General features: G+C 49.0%; 19 protein-coding genes. 10 read left to right on the top strand and 9 right to left on the bottom strand.

Annotated elements, in window-relative coordinates; all coding sequences use genetic code 11:
* Positions 1-201 precede the first annotated feature (201 nt).
* Complete coding sequence (locus tag B9Y93_RS17230; protein ID WP_085496358.1) at positions 202-1,500, top strand: molybdopterin molybdotransferase MoeA; 1,299 nt, start codon at positions 202-204, stop codon at positions 1,498-1,500.
* A gap of 96 nt (positions 1,501-1,596) precedes the next feature.
* Here the strand turns inward: B9Y93_RS17230 and B9Y93_RS24935 are convergent, their stop codons facing one another.
* Both B9Y93_RS24935 and B9Y93_RS24930 read right to left on the bottom strand, forming a co-directional pair.
* Positions 1,597-2,352, bottom strand: coding sequence for a glycosyltransferase family 2 protein (locus B9Y93_RS24935; RefSeq protein WP_244903454.1), 756 nt, complete (start codon positions 2,350-2,352; stop codon positions 1,597-1,599).
* A gap of 1 nt (position 2,353) precedes the next feature.
* Positions 2,354-3,175, bottom strand: a complete 822-nt coding sequence (locus B9Y93_RS24930) for a glycosyltransferase family 2 protein (RefSeq protein WP_244903453.1) — start codon at positions 3,173-3,175, stop codon at positions 2,354-2,356.
* Positions 3,176-3,357: 182 nt separating this feature from the next.
* On the opposite strand from B9Y93_RS24930, the gene B9Y93_RS17220 reads away from it, so the two are divergent.
* The 6 genes from B9Y93_RS17220 (at position 3,358) to B9Y93_RS17195 (ending at position 9,999) form a co-directional block, all read left to right on the top strand.
* A complete protein-coding gene (locus B9Y93_RS17220) occupies positions 3,358-4,401 on the top strand; it encodes a ThiF family adenylyltransferase (protein WP_280522898.1) in 1,044 nt (347 codons plus the stop codon).
* Positions 4,402-4,433: 32 nt separating this feature from the next.
* On the top strand, positions 4,434-5,705 hold the full coding sequence (locus B9Y93_RS17215; protein WP_085496356.1) for a CapA family protein: 1,272 nt from the start codon (positions 4,434-4,436) through the stop codon (positions 5,703-5,705).
* A gap of 26 nt (positions 5,706-5,731) precedes the next feature.
* Positions 5,732-6,409, top strand: a complete 678-nt coding sequence (locus B9Y93_RS17210) for a fumarylacetoacetate hydrolase family protein (protein WP_244903452.1) — start codon at positions 5,732-5,734, stop codon at positions 6,407-6,409.
* A gap of 1 nt (position 6,410) precedes the next feature.
* A complete protein-coding gene (locus B9Y93_RS17205) occupies positions 6,411-7,247 on the top strand; it encodes a DUF92 domain-containing protein (protein ID WP_085496353.1) in 837 nt (278 codons plus the stop codon).
* Positions 7,248-7,334: 87 nt separating this feature from the next.
* A complete protein-coding gene (locus B9Y93_RS17200) occupies positions 7,335-7,937 on the top strand; it encodes a TetR/AcrR family transcriptional regulator (RefSeq protein WP_085496351.1) in 603 nt (200 codons plus the stop codon).
* A gap of 130 nt (positions 7,938-8,067) precedes the next feature.
* Entirely contained in the window at positions 8,068-9,999 is a 1,932-nt protein-coding gene (locus B9Y93_RS17195; protein ID WP_085496349.1) for an ABC-F family ATP-binding cassette domain-containing protein, read from the top strand.
* Positions 10,000-10,247: 248 nt separating this feature from the next.
* Here B9Y93_RS17195 and B9Y93_RS17190 read toward each other — a convergent pair whose 3' ends face one another.
* The 6 genes from B9Y93_RS17190 to B9Y93_RS17165 form a co-directional block, all read right to left on the bottom strand.
* Positions 10,248-11,282: an oxidoreductase gene (locus B9Y93_RS17190; protein ID WP_176228968.1), complete on the bottom strand. Its 1,035-nt coding sequence runs from the start codon at positions 11,280-11,282 to the stop codon at positions 10,248-10,250.
* A 37-nt stretch (positions 11,283-11,319) separates the two neighbouring features.
* The gene (locus B9Y93_RS17185) at positions 11,320-12,408 is read right to left on the bottom strand and encodes a M42 family metallopeptidase (protein WP_085496347.1); all 1,089 of its coding nucleotides are present in this window, start codon (positions 12,406-12,408) and stop codon (positions 11,320-11,322) included.
* A 61-nt stretch (positions 12,409-12,469) separates the two neighbouring features.
* Positions 12,470-12,805, bottom strand: coding sequence for a LapA family protein (locus B9Y93_RS17180; RefSeq protein ID WP_085496345.1), 336 nt, complete (start codon positions 12,803-12,805; stop codon positions 12,470-12,472).
* A 121-nt stretch (positions 12,806-12,926) separates the two neighbouring features.
* Positions 12,927-14,723 (bottom strand): oligoendopeptidase F, encoded by a 1,797-nt coding sequence (gene pepF, locus B9Y93_RS17175; protein WP_085496343.1) that lies wholly within the window; start codon positions 14,721-14,723, stop codon positions 12,927-12,929.
* A 297-nt stretch (positions 14,724-15,020) separates the two neighbouring features.
* Complete coding sequence (locus B9Y93_RS17170; RefSeq protein WP_085496342.1) at positions 15,021-15,200, bottom strand: hypothetical protein; 180 nt, start codon at positions 15,198-15,200, stop codon at positions 15,021-15,023.
* A 79-nt stretch (positions 15,201-15,279) separates the two neighbouring features.
* On the bottom strand, positions 15,280-15,513 hold the full coding sequence (locus B9Y93_RS17165) for a hypothetical protein (protein WP_085496340.1): 234 nt from the start codon (positions 15,511-15,513) through the stop codon (positions 15,280-15,282).
* Between the two features lie 229 nt (positions 15,514-15,742).
* On the opposite strand from B9Y93_RS17165, the gene B9Y93_RS17160 reads away from it, so the two are divergent.
* Positions 15,743-15,940 carry a cold shock domain-containing protein gene (locus tag B9Y93_RS17160; protein WP_085496338.1) on the top strand — a complete coding sequence of 66 codons (198 nt, stop codon included), beginning with the start codon at positions 15,743-15,745 and terminating at the stop codon, positions 15,938-15,940.
* 135 nt (positions 15,941-16,075) lie between these two features.
* Here the strand turns inward: B9Y93_RS17160 and B9Y93_RS17155 are convergent, their stop codons facing one another.
* Positions 16,076-17,254: an MFS transporter gene (locus B9Y93_RS17155; RefSeq protein ID WP_085496337.1), complete on the bottom strand. Its 1,179-nt coding sequence runs from the start codon at positions 17,252-17,254 to the stop codon at positions 16,076-16,078.
* Positions 17,255-17,464: 210 nt separating this feature from the next.
* Between B9Y93_RS17155 and B9Y93_RS17150 the strand changes: the two genes are divergently transcribed.
* Both B9Y93_RS17150 and B9Y93_RS17145 read left to right on the top strand, forming a co-directional pair.
* Positions 17,465-17,779, top strand: coding sequence for a hypothetical protein (locus tag B9Y93_RS17150; protein WP_085496828.1), 315 nt, complete (start codon positions 17,465-17,467; stop codon positions 17,777-17,779).
* 159 nt (positions 17,780-17,938) lie between these two features.
* A complete protein-coding gene (locus B9Y93_RS17145; protein WP_085496826.1) occupies positions 17,939-18,967 on the top strand; it encodes a tetraprenyl-beta-curcumene synthase family protein in 1,029 nt (342 codons plus the stop codon).
* Positions 18,968-18,988: the final 21 nt, after the last annotated feature.

Below are 18,988 nucleotides of genomic sequence, written 5' to 3'. Positions count from 1 at the left end.
GCCGTCTGCTTCTTCGTCTTACCCCTGCCCGCATCGATTTCCGGTTGTTCGTTGCAGCTTGGAATAAGGATTCCAAAAGATGTACAATAATGTACATATCGCATTTGGCTCGTATGAAGCACGAAAAGTGCTATCTCTTCTTATATTTATTGCTATTCCAGCAGAAGTGTGGCAGAGAGATAGGTATCGGAGGCGAAGAGGATGGATAAGGGATCATCTAACTATCAGGATCGGTTTATAAGAAAGGCGCTTAGCGTATATGATGCGGAACAAGTCATTATCGAACAGGTTAAGAGAGAGTCGATTGAGCTCGTAACCATTGAGCACGCTTATATGAGACGATCCGCGCAGACCATTACGGCGAGTGCGCCAGTGCCGCATTTTAGAAGATCCGTTATGGATGGGTATGCTGTTCGAGCGCAAGACACGATAAATGCTTCAGTGGAACATCCCGTTAAGCTTCGAATTATTGCTGTAGTAGACTGTGGCGCTGCATGGAGTGGACAGCTGCAGGAGGGAGAGGCAGTCCGCATTATGACGGGCGCCATGGTGCCGTCTGGTGCTGATGCAGTCGTGAAGCTGGAGCAGACTTCAGATATGGAGCAGGGTGCTCATGGGTTGGACGATGAGGTAAGCGTTAAAGAAGAGGCTCAGGTGGGGGACTTTATCCATGACGAGGGTATTGAGATTAAGCAAGGCACGATGCTCATTGATAAAGGCGATGTGATTGAAGCGGGCAATATGGCCTTGCTCGCTATGTTTGGCCACTCGTATATTAATGTCTACTCTGCGCCAAAAGTGGCCGTTATCCCAACAGGCCATGAGCTCCTGTCTGTTGAAGCTCAGCTTGAGCCTGGCAAGATCCGCAACAGCAACAGCTATCTGCTTAGCGGCCTGATTCGAGATGCCGGTGGCGAGCCGCATCTGCTTCCTGCTCTGCCGGATGACGTGGATGCTCTCGCCTCAAGAATTGAGGATGCGATGCAGGAATATGACGCCGTCATAACCATAGGTGGCGTCTCAGTAGGGGATCGGGATGTGCTCTATGCCTATACGCAGCAGTGGAAGGGCAAGCTGCTCTTCAATAAGGTCAAGATGAGACCAGGGGGACCTACGACAGCGGGCGTTTATCACGATAAGCTGCTGTTTGCTCTGTCTGGCAATCCAAGTTCTTGCTTCGTTGGCTTTGAGATGTTTGTAAGACCAGCCCTGCTTCAGATGCAGGGCGTGAAGACACCTGATCGAGTAAGGCTGCGTGCGAAGCTTGCCAGCGATTATCTCGTGAAAGATACGGTTGTTCGGCTTGTCCGAGGCATCCTATATGCAGATGAAAGGGGGGGCTTGATGGTTCGGGAAGCAGGGCTTGACAGTTCCAATGCAACGATTACGATACGAGACGCGAACGCATTGATTGTTATACCTCCTTCAGAGCAAGACTGGGCAGCCGGAACGGTGGTGGATGTCATTCCAGTTGGGCGGCATTCCATTAAGAATCGATAACATGATCACAAGGAAAGCCTACCATCCTTTTTATAGTAAAAAGGTGCGTAGGCTTTTCACATGCGGTGCATGGTTAGGCGGCAATCATATGCTTTATCACTCTATCCAAGGCTTTAGCGGTGGCTGTTCATCCAGAATTGAATCATACTGCCCCTGATCCCCGTATCTTGCCTTTGGATCAAGCTCCATATATCGTTTGGCCTTTTTGATTCGATCTTGAAGGTTTGCCCAGCCAAAATGCTGAATGCGAGCGGGATGAAGGGCAAAGGGAAGGCTCTCGATCTCTATGGGGAAGCGGCCGCAATGCTGATTCATCCTCGGCCAGCTGAAGTCCTGCTGACCGCGATAGCGCACGAGGAATGGACGGTAGACGCGGTGAGCATACCAGTATTCGTCATCTCGATAATGGCCAGCATCCCACATATCATAGAGACGAAAGCAGAACAAATCCACAAATTGCTGTCGCAAAACATCCTCAATCGTGTTCCCAAAGGCTGTTTCCAACAGCTCATCAGCATCCAGATTCAGTATCCAGGCAGGAGACATTCGAATGGTCTCCCTCCATTGCAGGCTGCGAAGCTCATATTCCTGCTTGAATCCTGATTCCTTGATGCAGAGTATTCGATAAGGAATATGCTGAAGCTTATGGCGGCACAGCTCTACGGTACGATCTGTGCTGGCATCGTCAATGATGATTGCGCGATCGATAAATGGAATCGTCCGATCCAGCATGCTTGACAAGTATCGTCCTTCCTCATTGCGAACCATCATGGTTAAGGTTAATTGGTAGCAAGGAGGACGCAAAGCGCGGGAACTCGTGTGCTGTTCATAGATCTGCTTCACTTGGCCCATCTCATTCCCCCTCAATGCCCGCAGCTTTGAAGAAGGCTCTTACACCAGCAAGATCAGACTCCCGATAGATATGGTATGCAGGCTTTCTGGTATCCACAAACAATGAGAAGCCTAGAGCCGCAGCTCGGATACAAAAATGCCGATCCTCTCCCCAAAAGGACAGGTTTGGGATCTCAGAGAAGGATAGACCAGCTCGAATGGCCTGAGTTCGGATAAGCGTACAGGCACCGAGTCCGCCCACTTCGTAAATGCCAGGCTGCCGAAGCTTGGCAACAAGCTGAAACAATCTGCGCTTTGCTTCTTCTTCCGTAAGCTCCTCATTTCTTCTTTGAGGAATGAGCGTATAGGTGTCTTGAATCCATACTTGAGGAAGCTCCATCGATCCCGGCTCCCATACCGTCCAGAAAATGTTGGAGATAATTTCTTTGTTTGAATGAAGGAGCCGAATCATAGTATCAGGATGAACTAACAGATCAGAGTCGAGAAGGAAGATGGCATCAGCATTCATTCGAACAGCTTGCTGCATGCATTCATTTTTCATGGCGGCGACACGCCATACGAGCTCTTCCTTCCAATAATGGGTGACCTCATCACATTCATATTCAGCGTTGGATTGCGGGTATGAACGAATCGTAACATCTTCCTCCTCGTGCTCGAATCGTTCAAGCAATCGACTTGACCTTGGCTGCTCATTATCGTCATAGAACAGATAGCTGACACGGCAGTTCGTTTTGTCCAAGGCCTTCAATGAGGCGAGAAAAGCCTCTAGGATTGGAGGCTTCTGACGAATGGGACTGGCGACGAGCACATGATTCTCCTGCATGTCTTAACCTCCTGTGCGCTTGTAGTGACCTTACAATTAAGTTATGATTCAGGGGGTGATTCTAGAGTAGGCTTTTGTACAGGGTTCATGTAAAATATAGGAACAGGTCGTTATTTTTATTATGTGAAAATGCTAAAAAGGTGATATTCGTATAGATTGAGAGATAGAGAGGGTGAGCCCTGATGATGAGGCAGCATACGTCTGTACAGGATCGTTATTCCCGTCAAGAGCGGTTCTTGCCTATAGGTGTTGAAGGGCAGCGCCGAATTGAGTCGAGCCGTGTTCTAATAGTTGGTGCCGGCGCGCTTGGTTCAGGTCTTGCCGAGATGCTCGTTCGAGCAGGTGTGGGCTCGGTGACGATCATTGATCGTGACTATGTGGAGTGGAGCAATCTCCAGCGGCAGCAGCTCTACTGTGAGCAGGACGCTCAGGAGAGGCTTCCGAAGGCAGTAGCCGCAGAGAGAAGGCTCAGAAGCATTAACAGCAATGTCCATGTTCAAGGCGTGGTTGCAGACGTTACCGTATATGAATTGAATGAATGGGCGCAGAATCAGGATCTTATCTTGGATGCTACCGATAATTTTGATACAAGACTGCTGTTGAATGATTATGCGATGAAGCATGATATCCCATGGATCTATGGGGCTTGTGTGGGAAGCTATGGCATGTCGGCCTTTTTTAAACGAGGCTTGACGCCTTGCTTAAGCTGCATGATGGATGCGATCCCTGTAGGCGGAGCCACCTGCGATACAGCGGGAATTATCTCTCCTGCAGTGCAAATGACGATATCCCTGCAGGCGGCTGAAGCATTGAAATGGCTCGCAGGAAAAGAGGAAGCTTTGCGGAATCGCCTTGTATCCTTTGATCTATGGAGCAATCAGTACACCTCGCTTGACATCCGCTCCGCAAGGAAAGAGAATTGTGCTTCCTGCGGCAGCGAAGCCAGCTACCCCTATCTGGATGCGAAGCATCATCGGAAGACAGAGGTGCTGTGCGGACGAGACTCCGTGCAGCTTCGGCCTGCCGAGCTTCGCAGTGTAAATCTATCGGAAGTTGCACAAGGCCTCAAAGCGGCTGGCCTTTCTGTTCAGGTCAATCCATTTCTTCTATCCTCCGAAGTAGACGAGAAGCATCGGGTCGTCCTATTCGCAGACGGTCGGATTCTGATCCATGGCACCAAGGATATGGTGCAGGCCAGAATCATTGCGGACCGACTATTTGGATGATGGATTTCATGTAAATAAGGGAGAAGGACATATTGACAACACCCACACGTGCAGATCGCACGAAAAAGAAGCGGCGGCAGCAAAAACGAAGACTCGCCTTGTGGTTTTGGATCAATGGCAGCTTGGCTGCTGCTGTCGGTATCGTTATCGTGCTGGGCTTTTACTTGGATGCGTGGCACTTGCCGGCCGCTTCATCCATTGCATCTGATTCGTTCTCTGGTCCAGGGCTCACTAAAGAGGAGAACGCATCCCCGCTGGCTCCCGCAGCTAACTCCAACGAGGAGAAGGGGGATACAAGCAACAAGGCTGCCAGCACTAAGGCGGTTACAGAAGAATCAAAAGGAATACCAAGTGAAGAAGCGACGGTGTCCTTGACTTTTGTCGGTGATATGATGCATGCCGGCAAGGTGGCGGATGTGGTTAACCGTCTCGGACATGATTACCCATATCGTGATGCAGCGGAGCGCTTCAAGCAGGATGATCTAACGATTGGCAACGTTGAGACACCGATTACGACAAGAGGAACGCCTGCTAAGAATAAATCATTTGTCTACAAGTCCGCTCCGCAGATGGCGCAAGCCTTAAGCGAAGCGGGGATGGATGTTGTGAATCTGGCTAATAATCACATTCTCGATCAAGGAGAGCAGGGGCTTCTTGATACTTTTCAATATTTGAATCAAGCCAATATTGCTTACGTTGGAGCTGGGAAGAATGAGGAGCGAGCTTATCAGCCGGTAATCGTAACAAGAAATGGGATTCGGATCGCGGTGCTCGGGTTCAGCAGGGTGATTCCTGAGGTGAGCTGGTATGCGGGCAAGTCAAAGCCGGGGGTTGCGGCCACCTATGACGCTGCAAAGGCAGTAGCCGCGATTAAGCAGGCTGCGTCCAAGGCGGATCTTGTTATTGTCGTTGCTCACTGGGGCGTGGAGAAGGTCGACAAGCCTGTGGCCTACCAGCGTCAGCTTGCAAAAGCATACATTGATGCAGGCGCCGATCTTATTATCGGGGGCCATCCTCATGTGCTTCAGGGCTTTGAGCAGTACAAGAACAAATGGATCGTATACAGCTTGGGGAATTTCGTTTTTACTCGCGCGACTGAGCCGAAGAGCTGGGAGACGATGATGCTGCAGGCGGAATGCAGCTCCAAGGGAGCATGTGAGCTCCAGATGAAGCCGTATTATACGGAGCTAGGCAGAGCAGTGCCGTTAACTGGGGCGAAAGGCCAAGCTTTAATAAAGCGAGTGGAGGACATCTCCTATCATACTCGCATCACAGATGAGGGCTTCATTAGGCCTAAGCCATAATGCAAGAGGGAATTAGGAGGATGACGATGAATACGAACGAAGGTATAGGAGCATTTTCTATGAACGCAATCCGCAATGTATATTGTATTGGCCGTAATTATACATTGCATGCTGAGGAGCTCGGCAATGCGGTGCCGAGGGAGCCCATGGTATTCATGAAGCCAACGCACGCGGTAACGGTGCTTCATGAGATGCAGGAGCTGCCTCTGCCGCTTCGTCAAGGGGCCGTTCATCATGAGCTTGAACTCGTTATCCGCATTGGCGCCAAAGTGGAGGTTGGCATGTCTGCTGATCAAGTGATTAATGGCTTCGCATTAGGATTGGACTTTACGCTTAGAGATGTCCAAGATGAGCTGAAGAAAAAAGGGCATCCATGGCTCCCTGCCAAAGGAAGGCTGCATACAGCCCCTATTACGCCATTTGTTGAATTTCCGGGTTATGAAGACATTCAGGAAACGCCATTTAGTCTATACCGTAACGATACGCTCGTTCAGCAAGGGATTGCGCGTGAGATGATCTTTGATCTAAACACGTTGATTCAATATATATCCAGCCAATATGGGCTTGATGAAGGAGATATCATTTTTACCGGGACACCAGCTGGAGTGGGACCAGTAGAGGCTTTGGACCGCCTCCGCTTGGAGTGGAATCACAAAGTTGTAGGGGAATGTACGATTAGCGAACGTGCATCTCAGGATCATTAATATGGACTTATTTATTGGGTTTGCAGGGAGTCTTCTAGTTGCAGGCGCGGCATTCTCTAAAAAATCATTGACACTGTCAGGGGCAATCGCTGCGGTGCTCATGGGAACGATTTATTACGGGTTAGGCAGTTTGATATGGTTTGGCTTGCTGCTTACTTTCTTTGTGACCTCCACCTTTTGGACAAAGTGGAAAAAGCGGGCCAAGCGCCAGTTCGATCATGTATACGAGAAGTCAGGGGCGCGAGATGCCTATCAAGTCTTTGCCAATGGCGGCATTGGCATGCTCCTGTGCATCATTCATTATTTCTATCCGCATGAGGGATGGTTGTTTGTGTTTGCAGGCGTTATGGCTACCGTAAATGCTGACACATGGGCCACGGAGATTGGCGGCTTAAGCCGCCGCTCACCCCATTCACTGCTAACAGGCAAAGAAGTGCCAGCCGGCACCTCTGGTGCGATATCTCTGCTTGGCACTCAGGCTGCCATTGCTGGCGCGATGACGATTGGGCTGGCAGCCATGTTGTTTTTGTATATATCTCTAGACCCAGCCTTTGCATTCCCGTATACTTGGCTTTTATTATGCGCAGTCGGAGTTGGAGCTTCGATAGGGGGAGTTGCCGGCTGCTTTACGGATTCATTTCTCGGTGCGACGGTGCAGTCGTCCTATCAATGTACGTCATGCGGAGCTTTGACAGAGAAGCAGCTTCATTGCGACCGCAAGACGCTGTTGAAGAGAGGCTTCCGCTGGATGAATAATGATATCGTGAATTTGCTGAGCTCCATCGTAGGCGGGCTAGTCGCTTGGGGAGCAGGGACGCTGCTCTTGCAGCTCAGTTAACGGTCAAATCGACAGAAGCTGCACAGCGTGTTATATTCGGAACATACACGTACACATCCTGTTTGACAGCTGTTAGGGGGAAGAAAAGTGAACATCTACCAAGGCGATAAGCTTGAAATCATACTTGAGGCGGCGTTTGATCTTTTTGGCTCCCAAGGTTATTATGCGACGAAGATGTCAGATATCGCAGAAAAGGCAGGCATTGCGAAAGGAACGCTATACTTGTACTTTACGAGCAAAGAAGATTTGTTTGCTACGATGTATAAGCGAGACATGGATGCATTCCTGCTTGAGCTAAGCTACGGAATCAAGCGGGGCTCCACGCTGGGTGAACAGCTTTCCTTTGTGGCGGAGCACTATTTGGGTTATTACTATGAGCGCAGGCAATATACGAAATTCTTTTTCAAGGAACCAAACAATGATCCTGCTGTACTGCAAATTTATCGCGAATTTATGATTAATTATGTTGATATCGTGTCAGAATGCATGGCTGCCTCACAGCTGCCTACTCCGATCAGCTATGCAAAGGGCTATGTCGGCATATTGACCTCGATGAAGATGGACATGCTGTTCGATGAATCCTATAATATGGAGGACATGAAGGAAGCAGTAAGGTTCTCAACTCAATTGTTCCTGAACGGTTGCCGTCAGGACACTCGCCATACACAAGCGAATCTGCAGCATCACTAGGTGGATATAGGCTGGAATGAGGAGGGGGACTAGAACGATGGTCCCTCTTCTTTTATGTGGTGAGCAGGCAAATACATGACAGGGATTGCGTTCTTATCGAGCGCATCCCTTATTATAGGAGGATGGCGCCATGCACATCATGACCGTAGAACAGCTAGGCAAGAGCTATGGTGAAAAAACATTATTCAAGGAGGTATCCTTCGGGATATCCAAAGGGGATCGCTTCGGGATCGTTGGGGTTAATGGCACAGGGAAGTCAACCTTTCTTAAGACGATTGCCGGGATTGAACCGATTGAGGAAGGCAAGATTCTAAGAGGCAGTCAAGTGAGTGTTCAATATGTAGCGCAGGAGCCGGAATTCGAGCCCCATGCAACTGTGCTTGAGACCGTGCTTGGTGGGCGTACGCCAGAGATGAGCGCGGTTAGAGCCTACACGGAGCTGCTGGAACAGATTGATGAGCATCCAGACGATGTGGAGCTTCAGCGCCGGCTTGTCAAGGCAAGTGATGATATGGATCGGCTTCAAGCGTGGCAGCTTGAGAGCGAGGCGAAGACAATCCTGTCCAAGCTAGGCATTCATCATTATCAGCGCAAAGTATCGGAGCTGTCAGGAGGGCAGCGCAAGCGCGTGGCGCTAGCAGCTGGCCTTATCCATCAAGCAGACGTTCTGCTCTTGGATGAGCCGACGAACCATGTGGACAATGAGACGGTTGCTTGGCTTGAAGCGCTGCTTCAGAAGCGTTCAGGCGCCCTGATAATGATTACCCATGATCGCTACTTCCTTGATCGTGTTGCCAATAAGATGATGGAGCTTGATCATGGCAGGGCCTTCTTCTATGAAGCGAATTATACTCGCTTCCTTGAACTAAAGGCGGATCGAGAGGCAAGGGAAGCGGCTTCTGAACAGACGAGACAGAATATCTTAAGACAAGAGCTGGCATGGATTCGACGCGGGGCCAAGGCGCGTACGACGAAGCAGAAGGCAAGAATTGAACGCTACGAGTCGCTTGTTGCCGATGAGCCGTTGGCGAAGGATTCCTCGATGGAGATGAGTGCGGCTTCCACAAGGCTTGGACGGAAGATCATGGAGATTAACGGCTTAAAAGGTGAAGTGGACGGCCGAACGCTGTTTTCTGACTTCGAGTATATCGCGGTGCCAGGTGATCGCATAGGCATTATCGGACCGAATGGCAGCGGGAAATCAACGCTGCTGCAGATCATTGCAGATAAGCGTTCTCCTGAGGGGGGGGAAGTGATCTTGGGACCGACAGTGAAGCTTGGATACTTCACGCAAGAGCATGAAGAGATGGATGAGTCGATGCGGGTGATCGAGTATATCCGTGAAGCGGCAGAGACGGTAACCACAGCGGAAGGACAGCGTATTACCGCAGCTCAAATGCTGGAGCGCTTCTTATTCCAGCCATCCATGCAGTGGACCTTGATCGGCAAGCTGTCTGGCGGCGAGAAGCGCAGGCTGCAGCTGCTGCGCATGCTGATGACGGCACCGAATGTACTGCTTTTGGATGAGCCGACAAATGATCTGGACGTGGAGACGCTTGCAATCCTGGAGCAGTATTTGGATGATTTCCCTGGCATCGTGATTGCGGTATCCCATGACCGCTACTTCCTTGATCGAGTGGCCGAACGAATCTGGTCTTTTGAAAAAGGGCAGATTCAGGTTCATGTTGGGAATTATTCAGAATACATGGATTGGCTGGAAAAGAATTCTTCTGATCGTGCTGGCATTAATGCCCCTGAGCAGCAGAAGGGTGGCACTGCCTCCGCAGCTTCTCAAGAGACAAGACAAGAGCGCAAGCCTAAGCTCAAGATGTCGTATAAGGATGAGCGGGAATATGAGCAGATCGAAGGGAAGATCGCAGAAGCGGAGTCACGGCTCGAACGGATTACCGCAGATATGGAAGCCGCCTTTAGTGATTCTGCACGCTTGCAGGAGCTGATGAAGGAACAGTCGGATGCGGAAGAGCAGTTGAACGCCTTAATGGAGCGTTGGGCGGAGCTTGCTGAACTGGCGGAGCAGATCGAGGCTCAAAAGCGCTCCTAGACAGCGCAATTGATTAGGAGCAGTATTCTGCAAGCGCGTATGCTGTGTTCGGTATGCTGAAATCATTCAAATCTATTCAATAAGAGTATTCCGATACTTAATGGATTGAGGGCAGGGAATGATCAGGCTATATCTTCAGATGTTATAGCAACATATCACAAAAAGGAACACGATAAGAGCTGGCTGCTTGGCTCTAGTCGTGTTCCTTTTTTGATAGCTGTTAGGATGATAGCAGAATCGTTCCAGCCTTAGAATTTGATAATAGCTCGACCCAAGGACTGCCCCTGAAGCATCCCCGCAGTCAACGGAGGAACCTCATCTAGGGAGTAAGTATGAACAAAGCCTTCGGTCTGCGCGATCTCTGTCCATTGTCTTGCAATCCGCGTCCAGATCTGCATCCGGGTCTCTTGCGGCGCATAGACCGAATCTATGCCGTATAAGGTGATGCCTCTAAGAATAAATGGATAGACCGTCGTTGGAAGCGTTCCTCCATTGGTCATTCCGCTTGCAGCGACTGCTCCTCCATAGCGAATGGCTGCCAGTGTAGAAGCAAGAATATCGCCGCCGCACACATCTACGGCAGCTGCCCATTTCTGGCGATCCAATGAGCGTGGCCGATCCGGCATCCAGCTGTCACGGCTGATGACCTCTTCTGCACCAAGTGCATATAAGAGAGCTTCCGCTTCTTTTTTGCCAGTGGCAGCCGTCACGCGATATCCTTGCTTAGCCAGCATAGCGACCGCTAGTGTGCCTACACCGCCGCTTGCGCCCGTAACCAGAATCTTGCCATCGTCAGGAGCGATGCCGTGTTTCTCCAAACGCTCTACGGATAAGGCTGCTGTCAATCCTGCTGTGCCAAACGTCATGGCAACCTGTTTGCTAAGTCCCTTCGGAATCGGGATAAGCCAATCGCCAGGTACACGAATGTATTCACTAAAGCCGCCAAAGTGGGTCACTCCAAATTCATAGCCTGTCAGCAGAACGGCTTGACCTGGCTGAAAGCGATCATCCTTCGAATGGATAACGACACCAGAAGCATCTATGCCTGGAATAAACGGGTATTGCTTTACGATATTTCCATTAGGTGAACAGGCAAGCGCATCCTTATAGTTTACACTGGAGTAATGAACCTGAACGGTTACATCTGCTTCTGGCAGATCATCCAGGGTAAGGGTCTGAACTGCAGCTTGAATGGAGCCCTCTGTATCTTGATTGAGGACGAACGCCTTAAATGATGTCGGTATCAAGTACTCTTCTTCGGTCGTATTCTCGTTCGTTGCCATTGCCTCTCCTTCTCTCATCTGAAATAGTAGAGCACGCTTACTCTTGGATATAGGCTGCTAGAAGCGCTGCGGTATTTATAACGGCTTGCTCATGAGTTCGCTCCATGGCATGGCTCGCATGAACGCCAGGGCCAATCAACGCTGCGCGAATATTGTTGCCTCCGCGAAGGGAAGCTGACGCGTCCGATCCATAATGTGGATAGATGTCAATCGCATGTGGAATGCCTTCGCGCATCGCAAGATCGATTAAGCGATTCGTCATAAAGTAATCATAAGGTCCGCTTGAATCCTTCGCACAGATCGATACATCCGTCTCCTTGCAGGACAGATCGTCGCCGATGCAGCCCATGTCGACTGCAATCATCTCGGTGATGTCTTGCGGAAGATAGGATGCACCGTGTCCAACTTCCTCATAATTGGTGATAATCATGACAATGCCGTGCTTAGGGCGCCATTGCTTCTGCTTCATGCTATGCAGCAATCCAAACAGCGCGGCCACACTTGCTTTATCGTCCAGATGGCGTGATTTAATAAATCCGCTCGGAACATGAACAGGGCGTGCATCGAAGGAAACATAGCTGCCAATCTCAATCCCAAGCTTCTTCACGTCATCTGCCTGCTGGACAAGCTCGTCGATTCGCACCATCATAACGGCTTCTTCGCGCTTTAAATCACGCGCACCAGAGAAGACATGCACAGAAGGCTGATTTGTCATGATCGTCCCCGTATATGTCTTGCCAGAACGAGTGTGAATGGTGCAGTACTCATTCTCCATTGCATTTGCCATAAATCCGCCTAGAGAAGTCAGCTTCAACGTGCCGTTGCTGTTAATGGAGCGAACCATCGCACCTAATGTATCAACATGTCCGGATAAAGCAATAACCCGATCAGAGCTTGAATCTTCTCCTTTGATGCGTATGATGCCGCCACCTTTGGCATTGCGCTCCATGGAATATCCGAGTCTCGCGGCTTCTTCTTGAAGCATGACCATAGCATGGTGGGTATATCCTGTAGGGCTCGGCGTGCTTAGAAGCTTAAGCAGCAGTGCAATCACATACTCTTTGTCAATTGCTGCATGCAGGGCTTGCTCGCGAAGAGGGGCGTAAGGTTGATCGAATGAAGTCATCGTAGGACCTCTCCTTTCAGATGTTAGGTATGAAGTAGCCAAGATATATGAATTAAGAAAATTAAGAAGGATCTTTCAGGTCTTGCTCTGCTTGTGGATCACTTGTGAAGGGTTCTGGAATTTGCTCTGGCTCTACATAGCCTGTAACCTCGACAACATGAGCAAGCTTCGCTTCTAGCTGAGCAAGCTTGCGCTGCGTGCGATATTGAAGATACAGCCCATAGGAGCCGACAATTATGGCACCAATGAGGGTACAGCCGAGAATAAGCAGGATCAGTGGGACGTTGACCGTCCCGAATAAGAAGTTAACCTCTACGGGATTAACGTTAATGACAGCGAAGATCGCGGTAATAAGGGCGAAGATTAGCGCTAAGATGAGTGTCCATTGCAAGCGCATAAAAAGCCTCCTTTGTCAGGCAAGTTGTTCATTGATGTAGATAGGTATTGACATAACATAAGAAAGGCGGGGAGGTTCCCCGCCTTGCATCATCTTGCGATAAGCGCAACCAGAAGGTGGATTAGAGCTGATCCGCCATTTTTTCCATCTCCTCGATTAAGGACTCGAGCACGCTCATGCCTTCCTCAATCGGCGCAGGAGTAGACATATCCACGCCAGCCTTCTTCAGGATATTAATCGAGAAGTCGCTTCCGCCGCTCTTCAAGAATCCTAAGTAGCGTTCAACCGCAGGCTGACCCTCGTCAAGAATTTGCTTAGCGAAGCTTTGCGCAGCCGAGAAGCCGGTCGCATATTTGTAGACATAGAAACTGGAGTAGAAGTGAGGAATGCGAGCCCATTCAATGGCAATATCCTTGTCTACAACCATCTCGTCACCATAGTATTTCTTGTTGAGATCATAATAGATGTCACACAACAGCTGCGGAGTCAAAGACTCGCCTTTTTCAGCTTGCTCATGAATCAACAGTTCGAATTCGGCGAACATCGTTTGACGGAACACTGTTGTGCGGAATTGATCGATGTAGTAAGCAAGCAGATACATCTTCTCTTTTACATCCGTACTCTTCTTCAGCATATAATCCATCAGCAGCGCTTCGTTCAGCGTCGATGCCACCTCAGCGAGGAAGATCGTATACTGAGCATCGCGATACGGCAGGTTCGTATCGGAATAGAAGGAATGGAGCGCATGGCCCATCTCATGGGTCAGCGTAAACATGCTGTTCAAGTTATCTTTGTGGTTCAAGAGCACATAAGGGTGGGTGCCGTAAGCGCCCCAGCTGTAAGCGCCAGTACGCTTGCCTTCATTTTCATAAATGTCGATCCAGCCCTCATCAAAGCCCTGTTGCAGATTAACCAAGTAATCCTCGCCGAGAGGCTTCAAGCTTTCCTTCACGGTCTTCTTCGCGTCCTCAAACGTAATATCCATATCGAACTCTTCTACAATCGGAGCAAACAGATCATACATATGCAGCTCGGATACCTTGAGCAGCTTCTGGCGCAGCTTCATGTAACGATGCATCAAAGGCAGGTGCTTATGAATGGTGTTCACAAGATTCGTATAGACTTCCTTCGGAATGTTGTCGCCATAGAGATACATCTCTAGTGACGATGGATATTTGCGCGCGCGCGAGTAGAACAGGTTCTTGCTGACATTGGCATTTAAGGTCGCTGCGATTGTATTGCGCTGCTTGTTGTACGTGCTGTACATCGCTTCAAACGCCTGTTTTCGAACCTCTTGGTTGCGGCTCTCCAAAAATTGAATGTAGCGCCCGTGTGTAAGCTCGACTTCCTCGCCCTTGTCATTTTTGACCTTCGGGAACTTCATGTCCGCATTGTTCAGCATGCTGTAGATCGTCTCAGGCGCCTTCGACATGTTGCCAACTTGAGCCAGCAAAGCTTCTTCCTGCTTAGTTAGAACATGGGCCTTCTGGCGCTTCATCTCCTGAAGCGTGAATTGGTAGGCTTTTAATTCCTCGTTGCTGATGTATTGGTCAAGCTGCTCATCCGTCAAGGACAATACCTCTGGCGTAATAAAAGACAATGCTTCGCCGACCTGGACACTCAGCTTGGCAGCCTTCTCAGACAACGCTTGATAGGATGTCTCTGCTGTATCCTCATGATGACGCATGTTCGCGTATACATAGAGGCGTTCTGTATGTAAGGAAATATCGTCTTCGAGCTCAAAGCAAGCCTTGAGGGTCTTGGCTTCATTCAGCTTGCCCTCAAATGTTTTGATCTTCGTAAGAAGCTGCTGAACGAGCGCATACTCTTGGTCCCATTCTGCCGAAGATCCAAACAGATCCTCAAGCTTCCAACGGAACTCTTGTGGTACTTCTGAGCGTTTCGTCACGTGTTGCATATGTACCCTCCTCGTATCCTTATATATCGTGAACTCACTTGTCGTTTCCCGCTCGGCTATCCTGGTTGGCGTCAGCATCGCAGCTGCTGTGGTCTTAGCGGGGATCGTTGCGGCAAGGAGACAACACGTTAATGCTGCAAGCAGCCCTCTTCTTGGCATCAGTCTGTTCTCTCCTCCTGTGCTTGGCGTTGCACCGATTCGTTGCTAGCACAGGTAGTATAGCCGGAACATATCTAACTTATTTGGGAAAAGGAATGACCGGTCAGCTGCTTCGTCCATTGAGAGAGGCTGCAAGTGCTACATGCCTGCGGTCGCAAAAGAATAGACGATAAGGAAAAAGGCAAATGCGATAAAAACAAGCGCGACTACCGCCATCCAGCGTCTCATCGCAGCAGGAATCGTTTCCTTTTTCCATACCAATAAACCGCCGAGCACGAAGGCTAAAATGATAAATATCAGGGTTGTGGATGCATCCATGTTAACCCGCCTTTATGTCGTTATTTACCCGCTTCATAGGCTATTGATTCAGTTGAAGCCATAGTACGCAGGAAATGCCTTATATCGCCTTGAAAGCTGCGATAATCTCTTCCCATTCTGCTTCATTGCCTTCAAAGTCAGACTTCGGAAAACGCTTCGACACCCACTCCATCAACTCTGGGCGGCTAAGGAAGGTGTGGCAATCTTCTCCCCATTGATCGGATATTTCTCTTAGCACAAGCTCGCGACCGCGCGCTTCCACCGTCAGCATATTCCAATTATCTTTTTTGTAGATGACATGCTTCTTTGCCATGATTACTGCAAAACCCCATTTCTGTAATCGCCGTAAATTCCCTTCTAATGAAGGGTTTTCTAATGTATTGTACATCTTCTTCATCATACCCCAGCACTAGGGTGAAATCAAATAAAAGGGAGGGGATAAACGCTTCTTTTCGTTGGCCAAGTTGCATTTCTAAAATGGCTCCAGTATAATAACCGTATTCGCCTGCTCAATAGGCGAACAGTGTGAGGAGGTTTTTTTCTTGAAAGGTACTGTAAAATGGTTTAACGCAGAGAAAGGCTACGGCTTCATTTCTGTTGAAGGCGGCGAGGACGTATTCGTACATTACTCTGCTATTCAGACTGATGGATTCAAGGCATTGGATGAAGGTCAAGAAGTTGAGTTCGAGATTACCGATGGCAATCGCGGACCACAAGCAGCTAATGTCATTAAATTATAATGATAAACCCTTATCATTTATAAATAGTGTACAATAGCAGGTAAGAGCAGCTCTGGATCGATGATCGGCCGGAGCTGCTCTTTTTTGCGTGGTTATGTTCTTGTGAATTGCTTGTCAGTCATGGCTAAGTCGTGGCTAGATGGATTGACGCTTATGTGCAGGCTTCTTTTGGCCCGCCCAGGACATCAAGAAGAAGCCGATGCCTGCTACAATAGCGAATCCGCAGGCTGTATAGAACACCGTATCCTTGCCGTAGGCTTCAAGCAGCGGACCGCCGATAGCGCCGCTTAGCAAGCCGGCCATGCTTGACCATACGATCGTATAGATCGCCATCCCAGTGGCGCGATATTGCTCGGGGATGATATGGCTCAGATGGCGTACCGCTACGAAGTAGAAGATGCCGAAGCTGACGCTGTGCATGGCTTGTGTTCCCATCAGCAGATAAGGGTCTGACACCGCCCCTGCGATGAGGAAGCGAAGCGTGTACATTACAGCTGATACGGTGAGCAGCGGAAGCTCCCGGAATCGGTCGCCATAGGCATTTAATAAGAAGAAGATCGGGATCTCGCTTACGGCAGAGATCATCCAGGCATAGCCTACGATGGATTCCGGTCCTCCAAGCATGATAATGGACAAGCCAATGAAGGCTTCGTTAATCCGATGAGCGACAGCGAGCAGCAGCGCACAGAGGAAGAAAAGCAGCACGTCCCGCTGCTTAAGGATTGTCCATAGCCCGCCGAACTCCATTTTCTTGACAGATGCTTTACGGTCCTTCATAAACGAAGCAAGGACAAGGGAGATCAGGCTCAGCGTCAAAATGACATAGATCGTATAGCCAGCCCCCAGCCTGCCAAGCAAAAAGCCGAGCAGCAGGGCGCTTACAGCAAATCCAATCGACCCGAATACCCGTATTCCGATAAAGCTCTTTCCTTGCGCCTGAGCGGTTACGATGGATAAGCTGTCGGTCAGCGGGAAAATGGGGTAATAGAAAAAGTTAAATGCGGACATCAATACAATAACAGCCGCATAAGACTGAGCAGTTGAGACAAAGAAGGCCATAATCGTTACAGCCGTTAACAAAAACAAAATGACTTTTTTAATCGTTTGAAGCCGGTCGCTTGTGACGCCCCAAATAAAGTTTGATACAATAGAGATGAGAGGTCCCAAAGAATAAAGAAAGCCAATCTGAATGCTATCAAAGCCTAAGGACTTAAAGTAAAGCGGCATATATGAAATAATGACGGCTGATATCATAAAGATAGCGAAAGTATAGGCTCTTAGCACATGGGTCTCTTGTCGATCAGATCGGTTCATAGCCTGTGAGATGCTCCTTCCGGCGTTCCTGCTCTTGATGATTGTATTCAGGCACCAAAGCCATAACCAGTAGTATAGCATGCTATGGCTTGCCGTTGATAGATGCAGGAGAGGAACAATTCACAGATGTTCGTTTGATCTGGATCTATGATATATTTTGATAACGCAGCAAGTGATCAGTGAAATGAGTGTCTGTAAGGAGTTGTCATGGTGGAACCATTCTTTGTATGGGATGAACGGCTTGGAATCCTTGTGCCAATGCTAGAAGGACAATGGGGCCAACTGAGCCAGCAGGAGCAAAGTCATGTCCTGCACAGATGGGAAGAAATTCGCGGCGCGATTCCAGACCGAATCAAATCGATTGAACATGTTGTCATTGAGAAGCAGGAAGCGTTATTTGAAGAAGAAGACTTTGAACAATCGTGCAAGCTGAATCAGGAGATAGCTGATCTTGCGAGCACCATCCATGACCTCAATCTGTGGTACGGCACCCAGCAAGAATTAGATGCCAAATCTCACCAATAGAAGTTTGTGCAGAATGTTTGTGCAATCTGTCACTTCGTAATATAATAAGTTTTGGCTAAAATGTATAACGAGTCCGCATCTTGATAGTGAGGAGAACGGAGGCTATTCTTGTACCGGCAATTACATGCTCAAAGTGCTCCAAGCGAGCCTTTACGTTTAATGTATCGTGTATACAAATATTTGCTGCCTGAAGTCCGTCAGGAACTGGCCAGATGGTCAGCGAGAGCGGCTTCTATTCCGAATGAGGAATTGCGGCAGCAGGCTTTAGCCAGTTTAAGCACAAAACAATTCCATTGTGAAGGTGGTTCCGTATATGCCGCGATTTATCCGGAACAACGGGACATCCTGATTCCGCTTATTGTCGCCTTTCAGACGATTAGCGACTATTTGGACAATTTATGCGATCGCAGCACTTCGTTAGATCCGCGCGACTTTCGGCTACTGCATCAATCGATGCTGGATGCAGTGCAGCCTGAACGCCCGCTCACGAATTATTACGCGCTCCGAGAAGAGCAGGATGACGGCGGTTATTTGCATGCGCTGGTCATGACCTGTCGAGACTCTATCGAGAAGCTGGAGGCGTATGATCAAGTTCGAGAAGATATTGTCCAATTGGTTACCTGGTATACAGACCTTCAGGTGTATAAGCATATTGATAAGACGAAGCGTGAATCCGCACTGCTTACATGGTGGGAGCCTTATCAGCATGACTTTTCTGAACTTGGGTGGAATGAATTTGCTGCAGCCACAGGATCAACGCTCGGCATGTTTTATTTATTTGCTGCTGCCGTTGATAAGAACATGACTAGGGAGCATGCCCGTATCATACGAGAGGCCTATTTTCCGTATGTATGTGGTTTACATATTCTGCTTGACTACCTTATCGATCAGGAAGAAGACCGCATCGGCGGTGATTTGAATTTTTGCAATTATTATCCCGATCAAGAGACGGTTATCTTAAGGATTGAGCACTTTGCGACTAAGGCGAAGCAGGCGACAAGCAAGCTGCCCAATGCGCGCTATCACCGCATGATTATTGAAGGGCTGCTGGCGCTGTACTTGTCTGATCACAAAGTAAGGGAGCAATCAGAAGTATTGCAAGTTTCCAAAAGGTTGATGAAGGGAAGTCCTCTGATGAGGATCTTTTTCTGGATCAACAGCCACTGGATTAGAAAACATATGTATTAGAGGATGACAGGGAGGAATCAA

Origin of the sequence: Paenibacillus aquistagni (assembly GCF_900177815.1) — a bacterium.
Taxonomy (GTDB): domain Bacteria; phylum Bacillota; class Bacilli; order Paenibacillales; family Paenibacillaceae; genus Paenibacillus_B; species Paenibacillus_B aquistagni.
This window is presented reverse-complemented; position numbering and strand designations above follow the sequence as displayed.